General features: G+C 52.9%; 22 protein-coding genes and 1 pseudogene. 13 read left to right on the forward strand and 10 right to left on the reverse strand.

Annotated features, from left to right (window positions below):
- Positions 1-365: 365 nt before the first annotated feature.
- Positions 366-440, reverse strand: a pseudogene (locus WBG83_RS22640) (IS66 family transposase); the annotation flags it as partial.
- A 125-nt stretch (positions 441-565) separates the two neighbouring features.
- On the opposite strand from WBG83_RS22640, the gene sigK reads away from it, so the two are divergent.
- Entirely contained in the window at positions 566-1,267 is a 702-nt protein-coding gene (sigK, locus tag WBG83_RS15100; protein ID WP_336745984.1) for an RNA polymerase sporulation sigma factor SigK, read from the forward strand.
- A gap of 582 nt (positions 1,268-1,849) precedes the next feature.
- On the opposite strand, the gene WBG83_RS15105 is transcribed toward sigK, so the two are convergent.
- Together WBG83_RS15105 and WBG83_RS15110 are read right to left on the reverse strand one after the other, a co-directional pair.
- The gene (locus WBG83_RS15105; protein ID WP_336745985.1) at positions 1,850-2,983 is read right to left on the reverse strand and encodes a hypothetical protein; all 1,134 of its coding nucleotides are present in this window, start codon (positions 2,981-2,983) and stop codon (positions 1,850-1,852) included.
- Entirely contained in the window at positions 2,980-3,504 is a 525-nt protein-coding gene (locus WBG83_RS15110) for an RNA polymerase sigma factor (protein ID WP_336745986.1), read from the reverse strand. The genes WBG83_RS15105 and WBG83_RS15110 overlap by 4 nt, the downstream gene beginning before the upstream one ends.
- Before the next feature lie 965 nt (positions 3,505-4,469).
- Between WBG83_RS15110 and WBG83_RS15115 the strand changes: the two genes are divergently transcribed.
- Complete coding sequence (locus tag WBG83_RS15115; protein WP_336745987.1) at positions 4,470-5,630, forward strand: sulfite reductase subunit alpha; 1,161 nt, start codon at positions 4,470-4,472, stop codon at positions 5,628-5,630.
- Between the two features lie 265 nt (positions 5,631-5,895).
- Here WBG83_RS15115 and WBG83_RS15120 read toward each other — a convergent pair whose 3' ends face one another.
- Genes WBG83_RS15120 through WBG83_RS15140 form a run of 5 tightly spaced genes read right to left on the reverse strand, consistent with a single transcriptional unit; the run spans position 5,896 to position 9,991 of the window.
- Entirely contained in the window at positions 5,896-6,444 is a 549-nt protein-coding gene (locus WBG83_RS15120; protein ID WP_336746071.1) for a Ger(x)C family spore germination C-terminal domain-containing protein, read from the reverse strand.
- A complete protein-coding gene (locus tag WBG83_RS15125; protein WP_336745988.1) occupies positions 6,432-7,079 on the reverse strand; it encodes a Ger(x)C family spore germination protein in 648 nt (215 codons plus the stop codon). The genes WBG83_RS15120 and WBG83_RS15125 overlap by 13 nt, the downstream gene beginning before the upstream one ends.
- Before the next feature lie 23 nt (positions 7,080-7,102).
- Positions 7,103-8,614 (reverse strand): spore germination protein, encoded by a 1,512-nt coding sequence (locus WBG83_RS15130; protein WP_336745989.1) that lies wholly within the window; start codon positions 8,612-8,614, stop codon positions 7,103-7,105.
- Positions 8,611-9,726 carry a GerAB/ArcD/ProY family transporter gene (locus WBG83_RS15135; protein WP_336745990.1) on the reverse strand — a complete coding sequence of 372 codons (1,116 nt, stop codon included), beginning with the start codon at positions 9,724-9,726 and terminating at the stop codon, positions 8,611-8,613. Before WBG83_RS15135 ends, WBG83_RS15130 begins: the two co-directional genes overlap by 4 nt.
- Before the next feature lie 28 nt (positions 9,727-9,754).
- Positions 9,755-9,991 (reverse strand): hypothetical protein, encoded by a 237-nt coding sequence (locus WBG83_RS15140; RefSeq protein ID WP_336745991.1) that lies wholly within the window; start codon positions 9,989-9,991, stop codon positions 9,755-9,757.
- A 360-nt stretch (positions 9,992-10,351) separates the two neighbouring features.
- On the opposite strand from WBG83_RS15140, the gene WBG83_RS15145 reads away from it, so the two are divergent.
- From WBG83_RS15145 to WBG83_RS15160, 4 genes are all read left to right on the forward strand, one after another.
- Positions 10,352-10,492 (forward strand): hypothetical protein, encoded by a 141-nt coding sequence (locus WBG83_RS15145; RefSeq protein ID WP_336745993.1) that lies wholly within the window; start codon positions 10,352-10,354, stop codon positions 10,490-10,492.
- Entirely contained in the window at positions 10,492-11,628 is a 1,137-nt protein-coding gene (locus WBG83_RS15150; protein WP_336745994.1) for a glycerate kinase family protein, read from the forward strand. Before WBG83_RS15145 ends, WBG83_RS15150 begins: the two co-directional genes overlap by 1 nt.
- 89 nt (positions 11,629-11,717) lie before the next feature.
- The gene (locus WBG83_RS15155; protein ID WP_336745995.1) at positions 11,718-12,437 is read left to right on the forward strand and encodes a 3-ketoacyl-ACP reductase; all 720 of its coding nucleotides are present in this window, start codon (positions 11,718-11,720) and stop codon (positions 12,435-12,437) included.
- A gap of 47 nt (positions 12,438-12,484) precedes the next feature.
- Complete coding sequence (locus tag WBG83_RS15160) at positions 12,485-12,751, forward strand: hypothetical protein (RefSeq protein ID WP_336745996.1); 267 nt, start codon at positions 12,485-12,487, stop codon at positions 12,749-12,751.
- A gap of 293 nt (positions 12,752-13,044) precedes the next feature.
- On the opposite strand, the gene WBG83_RS15165 is transcribed toward WBG83_RS15160, so the two are convergent.
- Positions 13,045-14,043, reverse strand: coding sequence for an aromatic acid exporter family protein (locus WBG83_RS15165; RefSeq protein WP_336745998.1), 999 nt, complete (start codon positions 14,041-14,043; stop codon positions 13,045-13,047).
- 318 nt (positions 14,044-14,361) lie between these two features.
- On the opposite strand from WBG83_RS15165, the gene WBG83_RS15170 reads away from it, so the two are divergent.
- The 6 genes from WBG83_RS15170 to WBG83_RS15195 all read left to right on the forward strand — a co-directional run bounded on the left by WBG83_RS15170 (position 14,362) and on the right by WBG83_RS15195 (position 22,238).
- Positions 14,362-15,147, forward strand: coding sequence for an IclR family transcriptional regulator (locus WBG83_RS15170; protein WP_336745999.1), 786 nt, complete (start codon positions 14,362-14,364; stop codon positions 15,145-15,147).
- Positions 15,148-15,398: 251 nt separating this feature from the next.
- On the forward strand, positions 15,399-17,144 hold the full coding sequence (locus WBG83_RS15175) for an ABC transporter ATP-binding protein (protein WP_336746000.1): 1,746 nt from the start codon (positions 15,399-15,401) through the stop codon (positions 17,142-17,144).
- Positions 17,128-19,035: an ABC transporter ATP-binding protein gene (locus tag WBG83_RS15180; RefSeq protein WP_442955841.1), complete on the forward strand. Its 1,908-nt coding sequence runs from the start codon at positions 17,128-17,130 to the stop codon at positions 19,033-19,035. Before WBG83_RS15175 ends, WBG83_RS15180 begins: the two co-directional genes overlap by 17 nt.
- A gap of 288 nt (positions 19,036-19,323) precedes the next feature.
- Complete coding sequence (locus WBG83_RS15185) at positions 19,324-19,644, forward strand: SPW repeat domain-containing protein (protein ID WP_336746002.1); 321 nt, start codon at positions 19,324-19,326, stop codon at positions 19,642-19,644.
- 494 nt (positions 19,645-20,138) lie between these two features.
- Positions 20,139-21,401 (forward strand): MFS transporter, encoded by a 1,263-nt coding sequence (locus WBG83_RS15190; RefSeq protein ID WP_336746003.1) that lies wholly within the window; start codon positions 20,139-20,141, stop codon positions 21,399-21,401.
- Positions 21,402-21,428: 27 nt separating this feature from the next.
- The gene (locus WBG83_RS15195) at positions 21,429-22,238 is read left to right on the forward strand and encodes a polysaccharide deacetylase family protein (RefSeq protein ID WP_336746004.1); all 810 of its coding nucleotides are present in this window, start codon (positions 21,429-21,431) and stop codon (positions 22,236-22,238) included.
- Positions 22,239-22,532: 294 nt separating this feature from the next.
- On the opposite strand, the gene WBG83_RS15200 is transcribed toward WBG83_RS15195, so the two are convergent.
- Positions 22,533-23,597, reverse strand: coding sequence for a LacI family DNA-binding transcriptional regulator (locus WBG83_RS15200; protein ID WP_336746073.1), 1,065 nt, complete (start codon positions 23,595-23,597; stop codon positions 22,533-22,535).
- Between the two features lie 469 nt (positions 23,598-24,066).
- On the opposite strand from WBG83_RS15200, the gene WBG83_RS15205 reads away from it, so the two are divergent.
- Positions 24,067-25,386: an ABC transporter substrate-binding protein gene (locus tag WBG83_RS15205; protein ID WP_336746005.1), complete on the forward strand. Its 1,320-nt coding sequence runs from the start codon at positions 24,067-24,069 to the stop codon at positions 25,384-25,386.
- Positions 25,387-25,446: the final 60 nt, after the last annotated feature.

Raw genomic sequence — 25,446 nt, forward strand, 5'->3', positions numbered from 1 at the left:
CTGGCCTGGTAGGCCGCGATCCGCTCGCTCCATATGGCTTGCAGATTCATTTCCAATTTAGAATCCATCCTCTCGTTGGCAGGATGGATTCATTATGAGGGATTGCTTTGCCTACGAACAGGTGGGTTTGGTTTGACGCTTACCGAAGGTGGACTTTCGGGAGAAACAAGAACGAAATGCAAGTAGGATTGTGTTCATAAATGTGAGCATGGTTATGGTCATTCGCTTGGAAATGGGGTAAACTACACCTTGTAGCCCATTCAGCGGTCCTTCCTTTTTGTGTGAGAACTCAAGGATACCAGACCATTGCCTGATTGGGTTATTTTTCTATGTGACGATTTTTCGACAAGAACTTTTCACTGTCCAGTAAAGGGACGAATGCTGTTTTCTGCTAAATTGTTCGAGATCACACAGTTCCCATCTTGTAAGTAATTCGCTATTGTGAATGGCTTCTCCCACTTTCCCCTGGTACATGCACTTCTGGGCCGCTGCCTACATACAATGTAACAAAGCCGCGCAGCTGGCGGGCGGGACATCGAAGCATAACGTACTGGAGGTGGTCAGGGTGCCTGGATTTTTCACGGCTATTGCTTTTTTCATTAAACAGCTGATGCTGCTCGTTTCTTACGTCAAAAATAATGCGTTTCCTCAGCCATTGACCGAGGAAGAGGAAGAGAAGCACCTGCGGCGGTTTGCTCAGGGGGACGCCCGTTCACGAAACCTGCTGATTGAACATAACCTGCGGCTGGTGGCGCATATTGTGAAGAAATTCGATAACACCGGGGAAGACCTGGAGGATTTGATTTCAATCGGCACAATCGGTCTGATTAAAGCCATTGAGAGCTTTTCCCCGGATAAAGGCACGAAGCTGGCTACCTTTGCGGCGCGTTGTATCGAGAACGAAATTCTGATGCATCTACGATCCCTCAAAAAAACCCGCAAGGACGTATCGCTGCACGATCCGATTGGAACGGATAAGGAAGGAAACGAAATCACCTTGATTGATATCCTCGGCACGGATGCCGACGACGTGGTGGATAAGGTCGAGCTGAAAATTGAAAAAAGCAAAATTTACCGCAATCTGGATATATTGGACGCCCGGGAGCAGGAGGTCATCCGCGGCCGGTTCGGGCTGGAGCTTGGCGGCGATGAACGGACCCAGCGGGAAATCGCCAAGGAGCTGGGCATCTCCAGATCGTATGTGTCCCGCATCGAGAAGCGGGCGCTGATGAAGCTGTATCATGAATTCTATAAGGCGAAGCGGTAAGAGGCGCTGCTGTAAATACTCAAAGTAAAAAGACGGGAATCCGGGCTTAACCGGGTTCCCGTTCCTTGTTACTTATCAAGGCTTAACATTCAGAGAAATTTAGTGGCCCGCCAGTCGGATTGTTTCACAGGAATCAATGGTAGTTCTTACTAGTTCCTGGAATACGTCTGTGCTTATGCCAGTTTAACCGTTTAACCCGACAAAAGTTAACTGACTCTTTAACGAAGGGCGCGATGGTGGTTAGCTCACATTCCGCACCCCTGGCAGGTGGTAGTGAATGGAATTTTTGGGGGGGCGAACATGCTTTTAATTGTTAACATAAAATCTACGAAGCTTTAGCTGATTAGCCGTAGGCCGATGTATTACAACGAGTTTTCGCCGCGGAAGAAATTGTAGATTGGGCTCAGAAGATGGTCCGCCCAAGGAGCGCAAATGTTCTGAGTAAACATCGCCGGAGGCATTTGCCCTGCCGGCGATGTGCGCTTGACCGCAATTGTGTGGTCGACCGACCGCCGTCATGCAGCGAAACACCGCGCGCTGGGAGCTGCGCGCGGTGCGGAAAGTTTATGTCTGTATTCCATATTAATCCAATTGAACGAGCCTGCCTGTAATCACGCCGTGCTCGTCTCTGTAGAATAGCAGCGCTTGGTGGCTATCGTTTTCTACGATGATGGAGAAGTGATCTGAGAATCCGACGTGCCCCTGTGTAAACATTTGTTCGGGAGATGTTGTATGCTTCCGGCCCTCGTAGATGTACCGGATATTCCCGGAATCGTCGTAGTCCACTTCTTGGATGGATTCGGGTATCGTCTCCTCAATCGGTCCGCCGCTGCGTACTTTGGCCCGAAGCTCCTCCATCGTGGTTACCCATTGCGGCTGCTTTGCAGCCGTGTCGGTTTCGTTTTCCTTCGTTTGCTTCTCCATATAAGTCTCTGCCTTGACCGGGTCGGCTTTGGCAGGATTGAGCGGGAGATCGAACAGTACTGCGGCGCCCGGATAGTCTTTATTGGCGTGTATCTCGCCAGTCGCCGCGTCATACGCAAAGGCTTTGTTGTTATAAAACGGGCTCCCGCTGCTGATGGCAAGGTATACTCCCTTATCTGCAAAAATTTCTATTTGGTCGCATGCGATCAGCCGATACATTACGCCATCAATCACATCCTCGCTGTAGGCGCCGTTCATCGTGACGATGTTGAATTTCCAAGGCTCCAAGCCTTTGATTAGCGGCGAGATGAAGAATGGCTCCTTGCCATATTCGGGGTCGGCAACATCCGGCATTGGCTTGCCATCCTGTCTGGATATTGAAACAACGGCATAAGTTCTGTCAGGGAAGATTTGCTCCGACGCATTCGGAAATTCGCTAAGACCCGATCCCGATACGAGGCCATGCAGCGTAAAATGGTAGTCCCCGGCATTCTGAGAGTGTTCAATTCGAAGCGCGTCCGCGCTTGCGAATGCATTCGCCAATAATCGGTCTTCGAATTGCACAGCGACTTGGTTGGCGTTGAGTAGCTTTGTCGCTGCATAGGCAGATACCGAAAGGACTAGTAATAAGGCAGCAGCAAGCAGGGCCGCCGACAATCTTTTCTTGTATTTCGGTCTCGTTCGGCGACGATTTTCGAGTTGATGAATGAGGCTTTGATTTAATTGTTCCTCAGGCTCGACCGTAGGAGCCAAAGATTGTCTGAGTAATTGCTCCCAATCCGCGTCCTTCATAGGGATTCAACCTCCAGTGCTTTTTTAATCGCCTGACGTGCATGATGCATTCTGCTTTTGACTGTTCCGGTAGGAATGCTTAGCGCTTTGGCAATTTCTTCTACGGTCATGTTTGCCGTATAATGCATATAAAGAGGGATTTTCAGTTTGTCGTCCAGCCGGTGAACGGCTTGCTGAATCAGGGTACGGCTCTCTAGCATTAGAGCAGCATCCTCCGGTGATGCTTCGAATGGAGACAAACGGGACGTGGCTGAAGCTTCGTCAAGCTCCTCGATAGGAGCGATTCTTCGCCTCCGGGACAGCTTACGATAATGATTCTTGTATACCCGGACAGCGATGGATAGGAGATAGGCTTTTGGATTATGGGCTGCATTGATCTTGAATTGCAGCTCCACTGCTCTCAGAAAAGTCTCCTGATATAGATCGTCAGTTTCATGTTTGTTCCCCGTCAGCTTGTAGCAGAAACTGTAAATCGATTTGCCATGCAGCTTTACGAGTTCGATTAGCTCATCGGTATTCAAGTAGGTTCTCCTTTCTGAATGGCCACTCATCTATATATTGTCGCAAATAAGCAGCGGGTTCACTGATGTGGGAAATATGATGTGGCTTCAGAGGAGAGCTCTACGGCTGGAGCTGTTGTTCATGTATAACGAGAATGCGATTGGCTTATTTTCCAAAACAACATTTCTATCTTGTTCCGTAATTAACGAATGGATGTCGTTTCGACGCCACTGGACGCTTAGTTGCTGTTCTGCTCGCGGTCCGGACATGGACGTTGCTTCAGGTTCGATCCACCAGTGCGCTGCAACCCTGTTTTTTACAGCTCCTGTCTGGGTAAAAATGGTGAGGTTCATTCTTCGATTATGTCTTCGTTGATCATCGGCCACACTGATTCTTCTTATATATCGTAGGAGAAAGTCCGGTTGTTTTTTTGAAGACCTTGCTATCCGGCTTCAGCATGCGGTCCGGCTGCTGGGGCGCTGCCGTTTCATATGCCCTCCTCCAGCGCAGATCGTCCGGAAATGGACATGCTTATCGAACGCCTTATCAAGCGCTGGAATCCCGCTTCAGCCGGAGGGGAAGTAGGAGCCAAAGCTGCTTTAAGCGAGCTTCTTCTGTACGCTAGCAAATACCTGATTCCATCCAAACAACCGTCGAGCCCCGGTGGTTTGTCTTCTTAAAATGAAATACAAAGCGTTGAAATCGCGATTTTCCAGTATCTGTAGTCTCCCAGCGCGCGGTGCGGCGCCACATCAACCACATGTGAACGGCCGTGAGAATCAAGGGCGGGCTGTGTTTTTGTGTTCTGGAGCCGGATAGCTATCGCCTGAAATGCGTCCGACTTGAGTCTGTCCATCATTCTGTGTAAACTAAACCTAGTGTTGCGTTTTGATTAAGGGAGGGAAGGCCTCTAACATAAATTAAACATATTCTAAATTTCATTATTATGATATCCTAAATTATTATATATTTGAGGTGAAAACGAATGCATGTAACCGATGTCAACAAGACCCCTTCGATATTCTCCAGGACAAATCCGTTTCAAGCCAAAGTTCTCAAAAATGTGAATCTAAATGGAAGCGGTTCTAAAAAAGAAACCCGCCATATTGAGCTTTCGTTAGCAGGCTCCGGCCTTACCTATCTTCCGGGCTATGCTCTCGGTATTATTCCTCAAAATGATCCGGAGCTTGTCGCTTCTCTGCTTGAGGAAATGAAGTGGGATGCAGAAACGCCCGTGGTAATCAACAAGGAAGGCGAAACCCTTCCGCTGAAGCAAGCGCTGACCGATTATTTTGAAATTACCCTGTTGTCCAAAAAGCTTGTACAGTCGGCAGCACCGTTCACAGAAAACGAAGAGCTTCACAAGCTTCTGTCTCCTGAACATGCGGATCAACTGAAGGAATACACGAACGGTCGCGATTTGCTGGATATGCTGCGCGATTTCGGGCCATGGAAGGCTACGGCTCAGGATATTGTGTCTCTTCTAAGAAAAATGACAGCCCGGCTGTATTCGATTGCAAGCAGCATTGCCGCCCATCCTGAGGAAGTGCATCTGACAATTGGTGCTGTACGGTACACGGCTCACGGACGCGAACGCAAAGGCGTTTGCTCTGTTTTGGTGGCTGAGCGCATTCAAGAAGGAGACACGCTCCCGGTATTTGTTCAAACGAACAAACACTTCCATCTTCCGGAGGCACAGGAAAAAGATATTATCATGGTCGGTCCGGGGACAGGCATTGCGCCATTCCGTTCTTTTATCGAAGAGCGTGCCGTGACCAAAGCGTCGGGCAGAGCCTGGCTGTTTTTTGGAGACCAGCATGCCGCGACGGATTTCCTGTATCAAGAGGAGTTGGAACATTATCAGCAAGACGGAGTATTGACGAAAATAGATGCTGCGTTTTCGCGTGATTCGGCGCAAAAGGTATATGTTCAGCACAAAATGCTTGAGCAAAGCCAAGAATTGTTTGAATGGCTGGAGGGCGGAGCATACTTCTATGTCTGTGGAGACAAGCTCAACATGGCGAAGGATGTCCACAATGCGCTGCTTGAAGTCATCGAAAAAGAAGGCAAGCTGTCCCGCGAAGAGGCTGAAGCATATGTGAAAGCCATGCAGGAGCAAGGCCGTTACCAACGGGATGTATATTAAAAATCTGTAAAGCTGCAGGCAGACCTTAAAAAAATTCGACACCGGCCATATGCGTATGGCTGGTGTCATTTTTTATGCTGCTGAATAGCGAGGGTGTTCCCTGTACCCTGTATCTGTATGCGAACCGTGTCATTTGTTGAGCCTTCTTGGGCAGCCCCGAATCTTGGCCCATACAGAAGAAAGCTACATGTGGGAAGGGGGCTATCCCAGAGGCGGAATTAGGCTGAATCTGAATCGCTGAATCGAAGTCTGACTTCGAGTAAAATCATTTGCCCTGCGAAAACGGGACACTGACCTGCATCCCGGTATTCGTTATTTTCAAATGGACCTGGACTTGAACGTCCATGGCCGCGAATTGGTCGGACCAGCTTTGCTGCCAATCGGCCCATAGCTTCAGTGAGGTACGGCTGAGCTTGTTTCCGATTCCAATCAGATCGGCGCGCTCCTGCTGCAGGTGCCGGACGGTTTCCCGGATTCGTGTCTCGATGATCTCGCTTAAACGCTGAGAGAACGCTTTAAAATCCTCGTCGCTGACAATCTCGGAGCAGGCCAGCTCGGCAATTCCTCCCTCTACATCGGTCTGAATGTCCAGTTGTACGGATTCGCCCTGAAGGATGGGATTCACTTTGGAGCGGACCTTCAGCAGCCTTACCGAGTCGTAGCAGGGCTTTCCTGCCGGGCATGGAACCTCCAGAGATCCGCCATTGAATTGATTGTTGATCATCAGCAGGAACGGGGTTTGCGCGGCGGAGATCCGCCCTGTCATTTTTCCGTCCGGGAACTTGAGAATGGCAAGCCCGGCTACCGTGATGATATTCTTTTTTTATCGATGGAAGCAAACGGAATCGTATAGACGGGCGTATCGTCGGCTGCTTGTATTCCGACATCCGTCAAGGACACCTCCATCGTTTTGCCGCTATAGCGGAAGGAATTTTGCTCAATGGTTTTCAATTGCTGCCCCATCGTGCCTTCAATAAGCGGACGCAAATTCAAATACTGCTGAGCCTCTCCTTCTGTAATTAATAAAGAGACGGTTCCACGAGGCTCATTATTCCGGGAGAAATAATCCAGAATTTGGGGAATGTTCTGCGAACGTGCGATATCCTCCCCAAGCAGGAGCATACGCATGTGGCTCCACTGCAGCCGACGCCCCAATTGAAGCACCGCATCCCGCGTCGCCCCATGTACAGTCGAGGAGCTGGTCTGGATATTGATAAAAGACGGTCCGGATTTTGTCTGCTGTGCAGGTGATCCGCCCCCCCCGGCCCCGCCTTTACTGCTGCCGGCCCGGTAAATTTGCACAGTCAGCTGCAGCTGGCCGTTCTTGCCGAGGTCAATGGCCGCCGCCTGAACGAACCCCCACCTGGTTAATTCATGGGAGCTCCAGCATCCCGGCAATAGTATGCCTGCCGCGAGAAGGAGAACGAGAAGCGCCGGTAATTTGGTCATCGGATATGCTCCCTTCCTGGAAATTACTGGTTGTGGCCGGAGCGGTGCAGGCGCCGGTTTCGCGGGATGCGGAGAAAGGTTTTCAATGGAGCGCGGATGAACACATCTCTCAGATCCTGAATGCATAAAGGGGCCAAAGATGACAAAAAGGGCACTCCCAGAGTGTGCAGGCTGGTCAGATGCAGCAGCGTCAGCAGAAATCCAAGCATGAGACCGTACCCGCCGAGCATGCCGCTGGCAATCATGAACGGAAATCGGAGAACGCGAATGGCGATAGCCATATCATAATGGGGAATCGCGAAGGAAGCGATCCCGGTAAAGGCTACAATAATGACCATGGTCGGTGAAGCGATTTTGGCCATGATGGCGGCCTGTCCGATGACAAGCGCGCCGACGATGCTGACCGCGGAGCCAACCGGACGGGGCAGGCGGATTCCGGCCTCCCGAAGCAGCTCGAAGGAAACCTCCATAATCAGTGCCTCGAAAAAAGCAGGAAACGGAATATCCTCTCTTGTGTCCAATATGGCCAGGAGCAGCACGGTTGGAATCAGCTCGGGATGAAAGGTTGAGAGTGCAATATAAATGCTTGGAAGTGTAAGCGCAATAAAAAATGCCACAAGCCGGAGCTGCCGGATGAGAATGGCATACATGGTCCGCACATAATAATCTTCACTGGTGTTGAAGAAATCCACGAATACGGCAGGACAAATCAGGATCATCGGTGAATTTTCCACCAGGATCAATATTTTTCCGTCCAGCAGAGCGGCGGCGGCAGTATCGGTACGTTCCGTAATCCGGTGCTGCGGAAACGGCGAATAGTTGGAATCCTGAATCCAGTCTTCCACGTAGGAAGTATCCAGCACTTCATACGTGTCAATATCACCGATTCGGCTGCGGAACTCCCGAAGCACCTCCTGGTCCACGGCTTGATCCAGGTAAGCATACACAATGTTCGTTTTCATCACAGACCCGGCCCGGATAAATTCCATTTTTAATCTGGAGCTTTTGACCCGCTGCCGGATCATGCCGAGATTGACCGACAGGCTCTCAACGGTGCCCTCCCGGGGCCCTTGGACCACCGGCTCGCTGGTAGGCTCGGTAACCTGTCTTTTTTCAAATTCAGCGGCTTTATAGGCGATAGCCTGGTCCCAGCCCTGGAACAAGATGACGACATGGCCAAGCCAGACCGCGTTCTCTACCCCCTGAAGGGAAGACAGCCGGTAAAAAGGCTGTGAAGCGGCGCCGTGGGAGGAGAGAAAATGGATAACCTGCTCGATGGATACGGCTTCTACGGCCCCCGGCTGACGCCCCGCGAGCTGTTGAAGCACATCCTCGACGAATTCGTTGTGGCTATTTTTAACCAACGATCGGCAGTACACCGCAAAAGCGGAATGCGCCAGCTCTGGACCGAAACGGAACGGCTCAAACGCAACGTCATGGCATCTGTCAAAGATCTTCTCCAGCCACAATAAATTGTTCTCCATTTGCTTGGAAATGGCAGACTCCGTTTCGGCATGAGCCCTGTTCCCGGTCATGAACGTTTCCTCCCTTCGGACAAAGCCGGATTCCTTTTTGCCAATGTTATTCCGACCAGCACCAGGAGCAGTGTACAGCTGACGGTCAAGACGGTAAATGGCCAGATGACATACACTTGATGATAAAACGCGCCGGGGTTGCCAAACATCGTAAGAGCTAACACAATACATAGTAATGTCATCGGGTAGATGAGGATACGATCATTGCGTAAGCCTGTCAGTTGAATGACGGTTTGATTGAGAATAAACAGGAACAGAGAGGCTTTCATATAAGAGCCGATAATGAGAGCGATGCCGATGACCGATTCTATACGCTGAATGATGTCCGCGATTTCGATTTCGCCGGCCAGCCGGTAAAGCGAATATTTAATTGATCCGGCGAGCGGGCCGAAGACAAGCACGGTGCACACCGTGGAGAGCGTCAGCAGAAGCCCGTTCAACGTAAACGCGCCGAATATTTTGTTGATGGCTGCCGGATCGTTCTTCTCCAGATAGGGAAGAAGCATGGAGAAGAGGACTACTTCTCCAAAGGGAAAGCCGCTGGCAATATAAGTGCCGTGGAGGATTGGCTTCAGGTCGGTGGGCCAAACAGGCATCAGAAAGCCCGGCTCATACAGCGGAATCGCCAGCACCATAACCATGGCCGAAGAGAAAACGAGTACCAGCGCCAGCAGCACAAACATGCGGGCCATCACTTGAATGCCGGCACGGACTGTCAAGGCAGCTGTAATCAGGCTGGTCGACACAAAAATATAAGCGGGGGTTTCCTTCATCATCACACTAGTGAAAAAATCGCCGATCCCCGCGCAAATAGCCGGAATGGCAAAAAGCAGCATACCGATGACAGGGATGGCGAGCAGGAGGGTTAACGCCTTGCCGATAAGCCGCTTGCTAAGCTGTATCAGGCTGCTTCCATGGTGGGCGCGGTTCAAATAAACGATGCCCGCGAGCAGGAGCAGCCCGACCATGTAGGATAGAAGCATAGAAATCCATGCCCCCTTTTTGGCGGCATCGATGACCGGATTCGGGATAAATACAATTGCGGAGCCGGTGGTCATGCCGATTAGCATAGCAGCCATTTGTCCGGACGTTACCTCTTGCGGCTTATTCATTGGCAGTGTCTCCAGTGTTCAAATTGGATTAACCCTTTAGGTAGTCAACAATAAGCTTGGACGGACCCCCGTACAGCTTCTGCAGCAGCTCGGATAACCCTGGCCAATCCGGCTGCCAAATAAACAAAACGGCAAAATAAAGGGAAGGGAGCAGGATGCAGAATGTAACCAGCAGCTCTTTCTTGTTCATGTCCTTGAGCTCTCGCCCCGTCGTCAAGCCCAGCCCGGCAAATAACACGATGATACAAAGAAGGTGCTCAAGCATGATCCCTATCCCTTCAAGTTTCCCGATTTTCCCAGCGCTCGGAATTATATTTCCACAGGGGGCTGCTTCTTATACATAAAGTCAAGCGCCCGTGGGTACAGCGGCCAAATAAGAACAATAAAAAAAGCAACAGGACACCTGCGCCTATCCGCAGGCGGCCTGTTCTTAGGAATTTTGTAGTATGGTATCCCCTGCGGCTGCAGGTCATCGAGGAACCTGGCGAGGTATCGCGATCAAGGATACGAAAGACCGTTTGTCAAAAAAATTTCAAAAAAGCTTCAAGCCCATCCTGTATACTAATCCTTATCCAGCATGTCGATAATAAGCGGCGGCGGGCCGGGCGGTAGAGCAGGTGTCCGCTTGAGCGTGCAGCAGGCCAGGGCCGCAGCCGAGAGGAATAAGGAAATTGGCGGTGTACATCAGTATAAGCAGATCGCTGGAGAAGAAATTCATCGCTTAATCGGCGATGAACGCCTGGAGCATGGAGAGGAGGCTGAATAATGAACATTGTTGTCGCGCCGGATGCATTCAAAGGATCGCTTTCAGCAAGGGAAATCTGTGCTGCGGTTGAAGCGGGAATACGGCGTGTTGTTCCGCAGGCGAAGGTGCATTCTGTCCCGCTTGCGGATGGCGGAGAAGGAACGATGGACAACCTGGTGTTTGCATCCAAGGGGACGATTCAGCGTGTGCAGGTGAAGGGACCGCTGGGCAAGCCGGTTGATGCCGCCTACGGAATACTTGGTGACGGCCGTACGGTTGTGATCGAGATGGCGCAGGCTTCGGGTCTGCCTCTTGTTCCGGCTGGAGACAGAAATCCGCTTCTGGCTACCAGCTACGGCACGGGCGAGATGATGAAGCATGCTCTGGACGCGGGATACCGTCATTTTGTTGTCGGACTGGGCGGAAGCGCGACAAACGATGCCGGGGCCGGACTGCTGCGGGCGCTGGGACTGCAGCTGTACGATGAATCCGGTGCCGCCCTGCCGGACGGCGGCGGGGCACTGGCGCAGCTGGCTGCCTACGATGAGACGAGGCTGGATGCCCGGCTCAAGGATTGCACCTTCACCGCAGCCTGCGACGTTACGAACACCTTATGTGGAGCGGAAGGGGCCTCCGCCGTATTCGGTCCGCAAAAAGGGGCCACGCCGGATATGGTTCTCGCACTGGATCAGGCGTTGAACCGGTTTGCCGATATTGTCCGTGCCCGGCGCGGCAGCGAGATACGGGATATTGTGGGCGGCGGAGCTGCAGGAGGGATAGGAGCGGCGCTTGTCGCTTTCCTGGGGGCCAGCATTCGCTCCGGTATCGAGGTCGTCATGGAGCAGCTGAAGCTTGACGAGCTGCTGCAGACTGCCGATCTGGTCATTACCGGAGAAGGACGGCTGGACGCGCAAACGTTGTCCGGCAAGGTCATTGCCGGCGTGAGCCGTGCCGCGCAAGCGTACCATGTTCCGGTCATTGCTCTTTGCGGCAGTCTCGATTTGTCCCCGGCACAGCTCGATGAGCTGAAGCTGCTGACCGCTTGCTCCATAGTACCGGGACCGTGCCGGCTGGAGGATGCTATCGCACAAGCGCCGGGCTGGATAACAGAACGGACGGAGCTAATCATGCGGCTAATCCGGCATTATCGGGGGTGAATGTGGACGCGCCCCCATTTATGCTACAATAGAACAGGTACATAGATGTGAACGATTCACTAAGAATACTTACGGCAGGAGAGATGGACATGGAGCTTCGCAATAAGACAGCGATAATTACAGGCGCAGGTAAAGGCATCGGGAAGGCGGCGGCGATTGCCCTGGCCAAAGAAGGGGTCCATCTGGGCCTTGTCGCAAGAAATGCACAGGAGCTGGAGGCGCTGCAGGCGCATTTGACAGAGAGCTTCGGAATCCGTGTTTATTATGCGTCTGTAGATATTACCGACATGGCCGCTGTAAATAAAGCCGTGGCTGCTCTGACGGAGAGCCTCGGATCGGTTGATATCTTGCTGAATAATGCAGGCATCGCCCGATTCGGAACTGTGGCCGACATGGAGCCGGAGCAGTGGGAGCGCATCATTCAAACCAACCTGATGGGCACCTATTATGTGACCCGGGCCGTACTGCCCGGAATGATCGGCAGCAACAGCGGAACGATCATCAATATCGCGTCCACAGCCGGAGAGCGGGGCTTTGCCACAGGCTCGGCCTACTGCGCGTCGAAGTTTGCCGTTATGGGCTTGACGGAATCGTTAATGCAGGAGGTGCGCAAGCACAATATCCGGGTAACTGCGCTTACGCCAAGCACGGTGAATACGGATCTGGCGGTAAACGCTGGACTTAAAATTGGGGATGAGGACCGGATGATGCAGCCTGGCGATGTAGCCGAGCTGATTATGGCCACCTTGAAGCTGCCGCCGCGTGTGTTTGTGAAAGCAGCGGGCATCTGGACGACGAACCCTCAATAAGGGCTGCCGCAGGCAGGCGGGACCAAGAGAAGGAGGTGCAGCCGAGGATGAAGGTAAAGATTGTGACTGCCGCAATGGCCCATAATCCGGGAGAAGGCTACCGGGGCAGCGTGATTTTCGAGGTTGAGGGGCATAAGCATTCCTATGAAATAATGCTCTTTAGCAAGAATGGCAACATGTGGGATTATACGTTGAATTTCGGGAAGGACCCGGGGATAGATGAAGAAATCGACGTTGTGGAAACTGCGCTGGAAGAGGATGACGAATTGTTCGACTGGCTGGTCGACACGGCGATGGAAAGCATGTCCTCTTAGACCGCTTCACCGTGCTTACGTAGGAAACGGATAAGGAAGGAAACGAATTCACCTGGATTGATGTGATTTCGAACGGATTTGTCCTGTTCCATTCTATGCAGTACCATGCAAGAAATAGATTAGGACCGAATTAAAACACGTCCGCCGGCATCCCTTTTGGAGGGGATGACCGGCGGACGTGTTTTTGGGCTGAATGAAACGATTATCATCTGCGTCGATAAAGCCGCCGCAGGGTTCAGCGGACTGCCGCCAGGCAGACAAGCACCGGGCGAGGGGGCCAGCGTCGGCGGGAATTACGGCGCGCTTGACGAGGTGCTGCGCCGCAGCCGCTGTTCCTCAGGCCCGGCCAGCTCGTCTTCAATCAAGTAGACAAAATCCCCCACCTGATTCGCTACGACGAACAGGCTGGCCCGATTTTCGAATTCCTCCCGGGTTTCGGGCAGGGGCAGCAGCTTATGGTAATCGCGTATGGCACGAAGCTGCTCATGGTAGTCCTGTGTATCGTGCCGATGACCGGGCTCATTCAAATGCTGGCTGAGTTTCAGGACGAAATCCCCGATTCGGGCCCCCTGCTCCAGCGGAATGGAAATATGGGAGATATGCGGGAGCATACGTTCCAGCACATCGTACTGCTGCTGTTTTTTCTCAAAATACTCGTAATAGTAGTCGTTCCGCTGCTGCAGGCTATTCTCGATATCCAGCAGGGCGAGCGCTTTGGCCTTCCGGAGAGAGTCTGCTAGAGCCAGCAGCTCCTTGCCGTCCCACAGGGTGTTCCCATCCTTTAAATACGCCGCAATTTCCTTCAAAATGATGCTCATGAGGCCGTTAATCTCCGACTTGAACTGGTTCAGCTGTTTGTCGCTGCTCGGCATGTAGGCATTGATAAGCAAGGCGACCCCCAGACCGATCGTCACCACGAACAGCTCATTCATAAAGAAGGCCACGTCGATTTTCTGGCTCATATATACATGCATTACGATAACGAGACTGCTGGACAAGCCCTCCTGAATCCGCAGCCGGACGCACAGGGGAATGAATACCAGAAACAAAACCAAAAACGCGTACGGATGAAAGCCGATCAGCAAAAAAACGGCGCTGGAGCAAAGAAACCCCAGCATGCAGGAAAAAAAGCGGCTGCTGGCGGCCTGAAACGACTTGCGGCGGGACTTTTGAATGCAAAGAAGCGTCAGAATTCCGGCGGAGGAGAAATACTCCAGCTGCAGGGCTTGGGCGATAAGCACCGCGATGGAAATGCCGAGTGCCGTTTTGATCGTTCGAAAGCCAATTTTCATAGGGACCTCGCTTGCTGAAATTTATTGCTTGTTCAAATGTTATATATATTGACATGTATAATGCGTCGATTTATGATTTAAGTATATTTATCATATCTCAAATGTAGGCGGATGCCTAGAAAAAGCAGCAAAGCTTTGCACAAGCGATTTTTTTCGGGTGCTGCTCATAATTATGTAAAAAATAATGACGCACGTTCATCGTTCACGAAGGCGCTTTCGCAGAAAATGAAAGCATCCGGCATCATTTTGCCGGTTCCATTGCGAATATATATTCCATGATACGGCATGTTATATAATTCCTTAGGAAAGGGTGGTATCGTGAAACCGGATCAAAATGAAGCTGTTCGATCTGTGGAATCTGTGGAATCGGTGGAGAGAGCCCTGGAGATACTGGACTGCTTCTCCCGCTCGGCTCAGGAGCTGTCGGTTTCCGACCTTGCTGAGCGGTTAAAGCTTCCCGAGAGCGCGATTTCCCCCCTGTTAAGCACACTGCGAAGCAAGCATTATATTGAGCGGGATACCCGAACCGACCGTTATCAGCTCGGCTCCCGGCTCTATGATTTGGGGCATGTGTATGCGGCCGGAATGGATTTGCGGAAGCTGGCGCTTCCGTTCATGCGGACACTGAACAGTAAAACCTCCGAGGCGGTGAGCCTGAACATCGTTGACCGGGGTGAGCGTGTATGTATTGAAAAGCTGGAGAGCCTGTATCCTGCCTGCAGTCTGGTGCAAGCCGGCGAACGCAGCTCCTTGTGCCGGGGGGCTTCCGGCAATGTGCTGCTTGCTTTTATGCCGGAGGAGGAGGCCCGTCAAATCATCCGCCAGGAAGATATGGCCTCCGAGCAGCAGGCCGCCCTGCTGGAAGCGCTGCGGAGAATCCGGAGCAACGGGTACAGTATGACCGTGGGCCACCGGATGAAAGGCGTCATCGGCTTCTCTGCGCCTGTATTTGGCGCGGCAGAACAGCTTGCTGCCGGGCTTTCCATCTCCGGGCCCGTGGAGCGGCTGGCCGCGAAGAAGGAGAGCCTGCTGAAGGAGCTGACGCTGACGGCGTCGCTGCTATCCGCCCGGCTTGGCGAAGGGAATCAGAATCGGCGGAGGTAAACGCGAGTGCAGAAGCATGATGTCTCTCTGTAGGGTTAGCTTGTGGCAGAGCATACGGCTACACAGCGATGGAGCAAATTCAACCTTCCATACCACGATGAAGATCGTGGTGAGGAAGGTTTTTCATTTGAATAGGCGGATTCAGCGATCCGGTCATGACTTTATATTTTTGTGGTGACAATGAGGGAAGAAAGGAGTATGTTGGATATGACGATAATTACATATCATTTCAGCGGCGTAGGAGGGACGGCATGTCTTTTTTGCGAAAGTATGCACGGAAATATTGGCCCGGCTTTTTCATTTCCATTGCATTTGTCATGTGCGAGGCGCTCTGCGATTTGATGCTGCCGACGCTGATGTCACACATTATCGATGAAGGTGTGGCCAAGAGCCGCATGGAGGTCGTGCTTCAGTACGGGGGGCTTATGCTGCTCATCACTGCCTTCGGGGCGCTGGCGGCGGTAGGCCGCAATTTGATTTCCAGCCGGGTGTCGCAGCGGTTCGGGACCGAGCTGCGGTCCGATTTGTTCCGCAAAATTCAAACGTTCTCGTTCGGCAATATGGACCGGTTCGAGCGGGCCTCGCTTATTACACGGCTGACCAGCGACGTCACGCAGGTGCAAAACTTTACGAACGGCCTGATGCGCATTTTTGTAAAAGCGCCTTTGCTCGGCCTGGGCGCACTGATTATGGCGGCGCGTCTGAATCCGCAGCTGGCGGTTATTTTGGCTGTTGTTGTGCCGCTCGTGGGGCTGTTAATTCTGCTGAACATGAAGGCGGGCTTCCCGCGCTTTATGAAGGTGCAGAAGGCGCTGGACCGGGTAAACGGCCTCATGCGGGAATATTTGTCCGGTGTGCGGGTTGTGCGTGCATTTAACCGATTTGATGATGAAGTGGATAAATTCAGAGCTACGAACGCGGATTTTCAGAACTTGTCCAAGCAGGCGATGCGGGCGATGGCCATCTTCAATCCGGCGATTGTGCTGACCGTCAACTTGGGGATTATCGCGGTGCTTTGGTTCGGCGGGGCCGGCGTCCAGGACGGCAGTATGCAGGTGGGCCACATTGTCGCGTTTGTCAATTATATGACGCAGGTGCTGTTTGCGCTGATGACGGTGTCGATGGTGTTCATTATGTTTGCGCGGGCCAAAGCCTCGGCCCTGCGGATTGGCGAGGTGTTCGGGCAGGAAGGCGCCATGCGCTGGCAGGAAGGCGCGAGTCTGCAAGCGGGAATGTCCGGCCGGATTGACTTCGAGGCGGTGAGCTTCTCTTACGACGGAACGCCGGAAGGGAGGGTGCTGAAGGAGGTCACCTTCACCTGTATGCCCGGAGAAACGGTCGGGATTATTGGCTCCACGGGCTCCGGCAAGAGCACGCTTGTGCATCTGCTTCCCCGGTTCTATGATGCGACAAGCGGCAAGGTCAAGGTTAATGGCGTAGATGTCACTACGGTGCAGCCGGAGCAGCTGCGCAGCATCATTTCGATCGTGCCGCAGAAGACGGTGCTTTTTTCCGGGACGATTCTGGAAAATATCCGGTGGGGCAAGCAGGACGCCACGCCGGAGGAAGCCCGTAGGGCGGCGGAGGTGGCGGAGGCGCACGAATTTATTGCGGCTCAGCCGGAGGGCTATGATACGCGGATTGGCCAGAAGGGCGTTAATTTGTCCGGGGGGCAGAAGCAGCGTTTGTCGATCGCCAGAGCCCTCGTCCGTCAGCCGCGGATTCTCATTCTGGATGACTGCACCAGTGCGCTGGATGCGGTAACGGAGGGGAAAATCAAAGCGGCGCTTAAAGCGTATACCCGCGGATTAACCTGTCTGCTTATTGCCCAGCGTATTGCCTCTGTCATGGACGCCGATAAAATCGTGGTGCTCGATGAGGGCAGGGTGGCCGGTATCGGCACGCATGAAGAGCTGCTGTCCGGCTGCCGCGTCTATCAGGAAATTGTACATTCCCAATTGGGCAAGGAGGCGCTTACGAATGTCAAAGCCGAATGAAGGCGCAGCAGCGCATGACCGCCCCGGCACCGCAGCCCCTCCGGATTTGCCGCCTATGCAGGGTCCCGCCGGCCGGCCGGGCGGATTTGGCGGAAGGCCAAGAGGTCCGGTGGCGAGGCCGAAAAATTTCACCGCGACGCTGCGCAGACTGTGGTCGTTCGTAGGGAGCGAGCGGAGACTGCTCACAGTGATTTTCCTGTTCCTGCTTGCGACGGCCGGGATTGCCATGACCGCGCCATGGCTGATCGGGCAGGCGGTGGATGCGATGGGGGGCGCAGACAGCGGCGGACCGGGCACGGTGCAGCCGAAGCTGCTGGGCCTGCTTGTACTGGCGCTCGGGGCTGCTTATGTGACCGATGCGGTGCTGAATTTTTTGCAGGGCTGGCTGATGGCGGGGGTGTCCCAGCGAATCGTCGCCAATTTGCGGCAGACGCTGTTTGCCAAGCTGCAGAAGCTGCCGCTGACGTATTTTGACAGCCGCCCTCATGGTGAAATGATGAGCCGCTTGTCCAACGATATCGATAATGTAAGCAGCACGATCTCTCAATCCACAACCCAGCTGATGTCGGGACTCATCGCCATTGCGGGATCTCTGGTCATGATGATTGTCCTCAGCCCGGTACTGACGCTGGCCAGTCTAGTTACGGTGCCTATGGTGTATTTCCTTGGCCGGACCATTACGAGGCGCACCGGAAAGCTGTTTAAAGAGCAGCAGGCGCAGCTTGGCCGGATGAACGGTCATATTGAAGAGACGATTTCCGGGCTGCATGTCGTGAAGGCCTTCAATTATGAGGCTAGAGCGGTAAACGATTTTGAAGAGATGAACGGCAGGCTGTATGAGGTGGGCTTGAAGGCGCAAATTTATTCCGGGTATATGATGCCGCTGCTCGGTGTCATCAACAATATCGGCTTTGCGGCTGTGGCGGTGACGGGCGGAATCATGGCTGTGAACGGCGCAATCACTGTCGGGCTGATTGCGAGCTTCCTGGGCTATTCCCGCCAGTTCGTCCGGCCGCTTAATGATATGGCGAACATTTATAACATATTGCAGTCGGGCGTAGCCGGAGCGGAGCGGGTGTTTGAGGTGCTGGACGAAGGAGAAGAGACGGCGGATAGGCCCGGGGCCGTGGAGCTCAAGCATCCGGTTGGCCGCGTCGTGTTTGATCGCGTCAGCTTTGGCTACCGCGCGGATGTGCCGATTTTGAAGGAGGTCAGCTTCGAGGCGGCGGCCGGCAGCAGCACCGCGTTCATCGGTCCGACCGGAGCGGGCAAAACGACAATCATTAATTTGCTGACCCGATTTTACGATGTGACCGGCGGGACCATTACGATCGATGGCAGAGACATCCGGGACTATACCCGGGACAGCCTGCGGCGCTGCTTCGGCATCGTGCTGCAGGATACGTATTTGTTCTCCGGCACGATCAGGGACAACATTAAATACGGCAAGCCGGACGCCTCCGATGAAGAGGTTGCAGAGGCTGCGGAAATGGCCAATGCGGACGGCTTTATCCGCCGGCTCCCGAAGCAGTACGATACGGTGCTGTCTGAAAATGGCGGCGGCTTGAGCCAGGGACAGCGGCAGCTGCTTGCCATTGCCCGGGCTATTCTGGCCAAGCCGTCCATTCTGATTCTGGATGAAGCGACCAGCAGCATCGATACGCGGACCGAGCTTCATATCCAGGACGCCTTGCTGAAGCTGATGCAGGGCCGGACCAGCTTTATTATCGCGCACCGGCTGAATACGATTCGGGATGCGGATATGATTCGGGTGATTGACCGGGGGACGATTGCAGAGTCCGGCACGCATGACGAGCTTCTCCGCAAGGAGGGCTTGTACCGCCGGATGGTGTACAACCAGTTCAAGCATGCCCCAGGAGCATTGGAGTAGCAAGGGGGCGGCTTGCGCAGTAACGGGTTTGTTCGGCTGACAAGCGGTACGGCCGATGCAAATCATTACTTTGCTCAGGGAAGCTTGCCCGCCGATTTGCCCGCAGACATGCCGATTCACAAGAAGCAGCCATCAAGAGCTGAATGCTACGCTCCTGATGGCTGTTTTTTGCGTACCGGCGGACGGACACACAAATTTCTCCAAAATGGGCGTGAGGACTGTGGGATCAATCACATCAATGAAAGCGTTTGCATATAGATAATGAAGACATCTTCGGGAGGTGGGACCATGACAGTCAAAAATGTGTGCTCGGCATTGATTGGCGTATGGTTGGCATTTACTCCATGGCTCTTTGATTTTACGGATCACCGCAGCGCGCTGCTGACCTGTGTGCTGATGGGGGCGATCCAGTGTGTTTGCTCCCTGCTGGCGATCGGTCGGTCGGGGAGAACATCGTGGCCGAATTGGCTGGCGCTGTTGATGGGCGTAAGCTTCCTGATTTTCCCTCATGTTTTCGATATTGCCGTGTCGTTGTTTTTTCTCCATATTATTTTTGGCTTCATTACGATTGTGCTCAATTTCTGTAGTTTGTTCCCGGAGTATCAATAAGGGAGCCAGCTTGAGCACAGCTCAAATGCGAAGTGTTTTCTATTCATGGGGATGGGCGGCTGCTTGGGGGCTGTTTCGGCCCTGAAGCCATCAGTGAAACGGTCCGGTACAAGCGAAGCGTTCGGGCAGCTTCAAAGGCTGAACCTGTCCTCCTGAAATTGGGGCGGTGAAGCCTGGCGGCTGCTTTGTTTACATAGAGACAAATCGCCTCGCCGCCCTTGGGAGAAAAAATACTTATCGGGACTTGCGTGTCTTGACTGCTTCGGCAATAAGCAGCAGCGCCAGTATACGTTCGCTATTTCATACAGTGGCTGACCACAGTCACGCGCATTATAACGCTTGTACGGAGGCTTGGTTTATAGCTCACGCCTATGGCGGGGCGGCGGCCGGTTATGCTTCGTAATCAAGTGAAGCCGGGTTAACTTCTTGACGGGGCGGGCATTTGTACATACATTAGTAGAGAACACCATTACAAGCAGAGAAGGTCACGCCTAATGGAAGCTTGGAAGCGCAATCTTTATATTTTGTGGTTCGGCAGTTTTTTTGTTTCTATCGGAATCGGTATGATTGTCCCGTTCCTGCCGCTGTATGTGCAGGAGCTCGGCATTCACGATGTGAAGGAGGCCGCGCTCTGGGCCGCGGTTATTTTTGGCATCAATCATGTGATGATCGCGCTGGTATCGCCGTTCTGGGGCAAATTCTCGGACAAGTACGGTCAAAAAAAATCGATGCTCCGCTCCGGATTCGGCATGGCCTTCGTCATTGCGGCGATGGGGCTGGTCGGCACCCCGGTGCATTTGCTGCTGCTGCGGGCGCTGTTCGGAGTGATGAACGGCTTCCAAACCTCGGCCGTTGCCCTGATGGCGATGGAGACACCGAAGGAGCAGGTCGGCAAGGCGCTCGGAACGCTGCAGACCGGACTCGTCAGCGGACAGCTGTTCGGGCCGCTGCTGGGCGGGGTGCTGGCCGAATGGCTCGGTATGCGCAACTCGTTCTTTTTTACCGGCTTCTTTATTCTCGTGGCCTCGATTCTGGTGCTGCTCGGCGTTCAGGAAACGAAGCAATACCCGCCGTTTAAGCTGTCTTCCCTGTTTCAAAAAAACAGCGCTTCTGCGCCTGGCACACAGGGGAAAGCCGCGGCTGCGCCCAAGCTGCAGTTCGGCGATGTGATGAAGCAGTCGCCGGTCATTGTGACGCTGTTCGCTTCTACGTTTCTGATCGCGCTCAGCTTTCAGAGCATCAGCCCGATCATTACGCTCTATGTCAAAAGCATGCACATTGAGAATCATATTGAGATTATGGCTGGGCTCATCTTCGCATCAAGTGCGCTCGGAACGATGATCGCTTCGCCGTTCCTGGGCCGGATTGGCGATAAGTACGGGCATCTGCGCGTGCTGCTGATCAGCTTGATGTTGATCGCCGTTCTGTACATTCCCCAAGCCAGTGTAGACAACGCCTGGGTGCTGATGGGCCTGCGTTTCTTATCCGGCCTTTGTGTCGGCGGGCTTGTGCCCTCGATCAGCTCGCTGCTGCGCGCAATGACGCCGATAAGCCTGCAAGGCAGCGTGTTTGCCTACAACACCAGCGCCAATTCCGCAGGCAATGTGATCGGCGCGCTGTTCGGCGGTGTGATGGCCAGCAATTTCGGGATTCCGATTGTGTTTCACATCATTTCAGGCGTGTTCGTGCTTCACTTCGTGATGCTGATCGTACAAGCCCGCAAAATGAATCGCACCATAAAAGAAGCTGAGCTCTAACATTCAGGAAAAGGACAGGTGAGAGACATGCCTAAAAAGATTTTGCTCTGCTACCCCGAAGGGAAGCACAAGGCGCTGACCATGAGCTATGACGATGGGGTGGAAGCGGATGTGCGTCTGGTCGATATATTTAACCGGAACGGCATTAAAGGGACATTTCACATCAATTCGGGCATGTTCGGGACGCTTGGCGCCCGGCAGCGGCTGACCGAGGAGGAAGCGGTGGCGCTTTACAAAGGGCATGAGGTGTCGGCTCACACGCTGACGCACCCGACGATTGCCCGCAGCCCGCGAGAGCAGCTTATTCACGAAATTTTCGAGGACCGCAAAAATTTGGAGCGGCTGTTCGGCTATACGGTACGGGGCATGTCGTATCCGAACGGCTCCTATACAAGCCAAATCAAGGATCTGCTGCCGCACCTCGGCATCGAATATTCGCGTGTGGTGGAGACGACCGGCGGCTTCGGCCTCCCGGATGACTGGCTGGAGTGGAAGGGCACCTGCCATCATAACCGGAATTTGATGCAGCATGCGGAAGCCTTCGCAGGACTGGACAAGACGCAATATTTGTATCTGATGTACGTTTGGGGCCACAGCTACGAGTTCGATAACGACAACAACTGGGAGCTGATGGAGCAGTTCTGCGAATTTATCGGCGGACGCAACGATATTTGGTACGCAACCAATATTGAAATCGTTGATTATGTGAAGTCGTACAGCCGGCTGCGGTTCTCGGCGGCGCAGGATTTTGTATACAATCCGAATGCGCACAGCCTGTGGCTCAGCGTGGATGGGGATATCGTGGAAGTGAAGGGCGGCACCCAGGTGCAGCTGTAAAAAATAGAACCGGCGCTCTGCCCGCGATGAAGCGGGGAGCGCCGGTTTTCTTATGCGCCTCGTATTGCATGTTGTCCGGCAAAACGAGGATGGCGGCTTTTTTTGTCTCCAATACAGTACCAGTACGAGCAGACTGCTGACGAGCGCGCACAGCCCGCAGATGAAAAAAGCAGTGTCCGCCCCGTACCGGTCCGCGATCAAGCCGGAGAACAGGCTGATGCGTTTCTTGGGAAGCTTGCCGATGATCGCCCGGCGAATCATACAAAAACAGGTGAACGAAAAGGGGCGTTTGTCTTATTCGCCGGCGGGATGAAGGGCCGGAACATGGCTGCTTACAGGCTTGCACGATTTGCGAATAACGAGCTGGGTGTCAATCAGGGATTTGATTTTGACGGAATCGCCGTTTTCAGCCAAATCAAGCAGCTTGGTGACGGCCATCTCGGCAATTTTGCCCTTCTCCACATGAACAGTCGTCAGCTCGGGGGCAATGATAGTGGATTCCTGAATGTTATCGAACCCGACAATGGAGATGTCCTCGGGAATGCGGATTCCAAGCTCCGTAAGCGACTTGATGACGCTGATAGCGATGTAATCACACTCGCAAAACAAGGCTGTCGGCCAGTTGCCGTTCAGCTTGGACCACTTGTGCTTAAATTCCTCCTGGGAGGTGATGGCTGTCGGCGAGACCGAGAACGACACGGGCTCATCTACAGTCAGCTGCTCTTCCTCCAGCGCCTGCATAAAGCCCCGCATGCGTGCATCGAAATTGTACATGCGCGAGTTGGACTGCACATAGCCGATGCGGCGGTGCCCTAGGTCAAGCAGATAGCGGCCGGCCTGATAAGCGCCCATCACATTGTTCATGACGATAAAATTCACATTCAGCGTGTCGTAGCAGGTATCCAGCACGACCAAATTCGGCTGCTTCTTCGCAATAAACCGGATTTGCTCCTGGGTCAGGTTCGTGCCCAGCAAAATCATGCCGCTGGATTCGTGCTCCTGCTCCAAATTCGCGAACGCTTCCTCCAAATCGTCGGTGGATATGGAGGAGAAGAACAAGGAATAGCCACGCAAACGGCTCTGCTCCTCGATATCGTGAATAAGCTCCATAAAGAAGGGCTGCTTGTAATATTGCTCCAAGACGATGCCGGAATTGGTGCATGCCACAAAACGAAGGGTATTGGTCAGCCCGTACATCTTCTCGGCCTTTACCATAGGCCGCGGCACGTATCCGCTCTCCTTTACGATTTTTACTATTTTTGCACGGGTTTCTTCACTGATTCCCGGTTTCCCGCTAAGCGCCAAGGACACTGCCGACTTGGAAACTCCGGCAATTCGCGCAATATCTTCCATTTTCATTTTCACGCTGGTTGACCACTCCTTAATCAAGGCCTTGAATCCAACTTAACTAAACTAAACAATTTTAGTGTACTACATCTCTATATGGTATACAAGGTGGCGATCGTGCTTTCTTAAACACAATATATTTGTCGAATAAAAGTCGAATTGTGACGAATCGAAGTTGGATTTTAGCGGACGTCTGTTGAGGGAGTAAACTTTTTTAGTAAAAATTAAGTAAATAAAATAAAAATATTTACTAAAAGAGATTGACGTTTAGCGAAATCGGATGTTATGATTTGGGGGAAACAGCAAACCTGCTTGTCAGCTTGTGTAAGGGCTTTAATACGGAGAAAATCGCTGATTTACATCGCTAAGGAGGTGATTTTGAAAGTTTAATTGCTCTAATTGACAGCGTTTTCAAAGAGGGGTTTGCGTTCAGGCATGAAGATTAAACAAGTTTAGTACATCATCTTGAGGAGGCAATCGAATGAAGCTAAAACGTAATGTGTCCTTTATGGTAGCGATGGTCATGACAATCATCCTGCTGGCTGCATGTTCCCCGGGCGGCGGAAGTAGCGAAACTGGTGCAAACACCGGTTCCGCAGCGGGTGAAAGCGGGTCCGGCCAGGTTGAGCTGCGCATGATGTGGTGGGGCGCCCAAGCCCGTCACGATGCAACCCTTAAGGTTATTGAGCTGTTCGAGAAACAAAATCCGAATATTAAAATTGTCGGTGAATATATGGGAAGTGACGGTTATTTTGACAAGCTGAACACCCAGGTGGCCGGCGGCAACGCGCCGGACCTGATCCAGCTTGGAAATAACTTTCCTGATTATGTGACGAAAAATGCTTTGCTGGATCTGACTCCGTACATGGGCAAAGAAATTAATGTTGCCGATTTCGAGAAGTCCAGCATTGAATCCGGCGGAATGGACGGCAAGCAGTACGGGATCGTGCTCGGCTCCAATGCTTATGGCATTGCCTACAATACGGAGCTGATTAAAAAAGCCGGCATGCAGCCGCCGACAGGCGACTGGACTTGGGAAGAGTTCGGCAAGTATGCCGCCGAGCTGACCCAGAAGCTTGGCAAAGGCTACTACGGTGCGGTCGATGAATCCCGCCTGCCTCTGTATCTGAACTACTTTGCTCGTCAAAGCAATAAAACGCTTTATAAGGATGGCAAGGTAGGCTTGGGCAAGGAAGAGATTGCCAACTGGTTCACCATGTGGGACAACTTCCGCAAAGCGGGCAGCACGCCGCCGGCGGATATTACAGCAGCCTATACGGAAGCACCGGAGAACTCTTCGTTTGTAGAAGGCAAAACGGCTATGCATCTGGTTTGGTCCAACCAAATCAACGCATACCAGAAAGCGATGAAGGATGAAATCAAGGTCGTTCTGCCTCCAAAAGGCGGCGCAGGCTCCGCTCAAGGTCTGTGGCTTCAGCCAAGCCAGTTCATGACTGTCAATAGCAAAACGAAGTATCCGAAGGAAGCGGCTAAGTTCATCAGCTTCATGGTCAACGATCCGGAAGCAACCAAAATTCTCGGCAGTGAGCGCGGCGTACCAGGGTCCTCCAAAGCGCGTGAGGCTCTGAAAGCGAATGCAAGTGAAGTAGACAAGAAGGTATATGGTTATATCGACATTGCAGCCAAAAATTCCCGGTCCCCTGACCGCGAGATTCCGAACGGAAAAGCGTTTGAATCCACACTCGTAAATATGAGCCAAAAAGTGGCCTTCGGCAAAGCAACCATTTCCGAAGCCGCGGATGAAGTGCTCAGCATCGCTGGAAAAGTCATCAAACAATAAGAACAGGAATTCAGACGGACCCGGATAAAGCACATGTCCGGGTTCGCTTTTCCTCAACAC

Source organism: Paenibacillus sp. y28, from assembly GCF_037137075.1.
GTDB lineage: Bacteria > Bacillota > Bacilli > Paenibacillales > NBRC-103111 > JBBBNV01.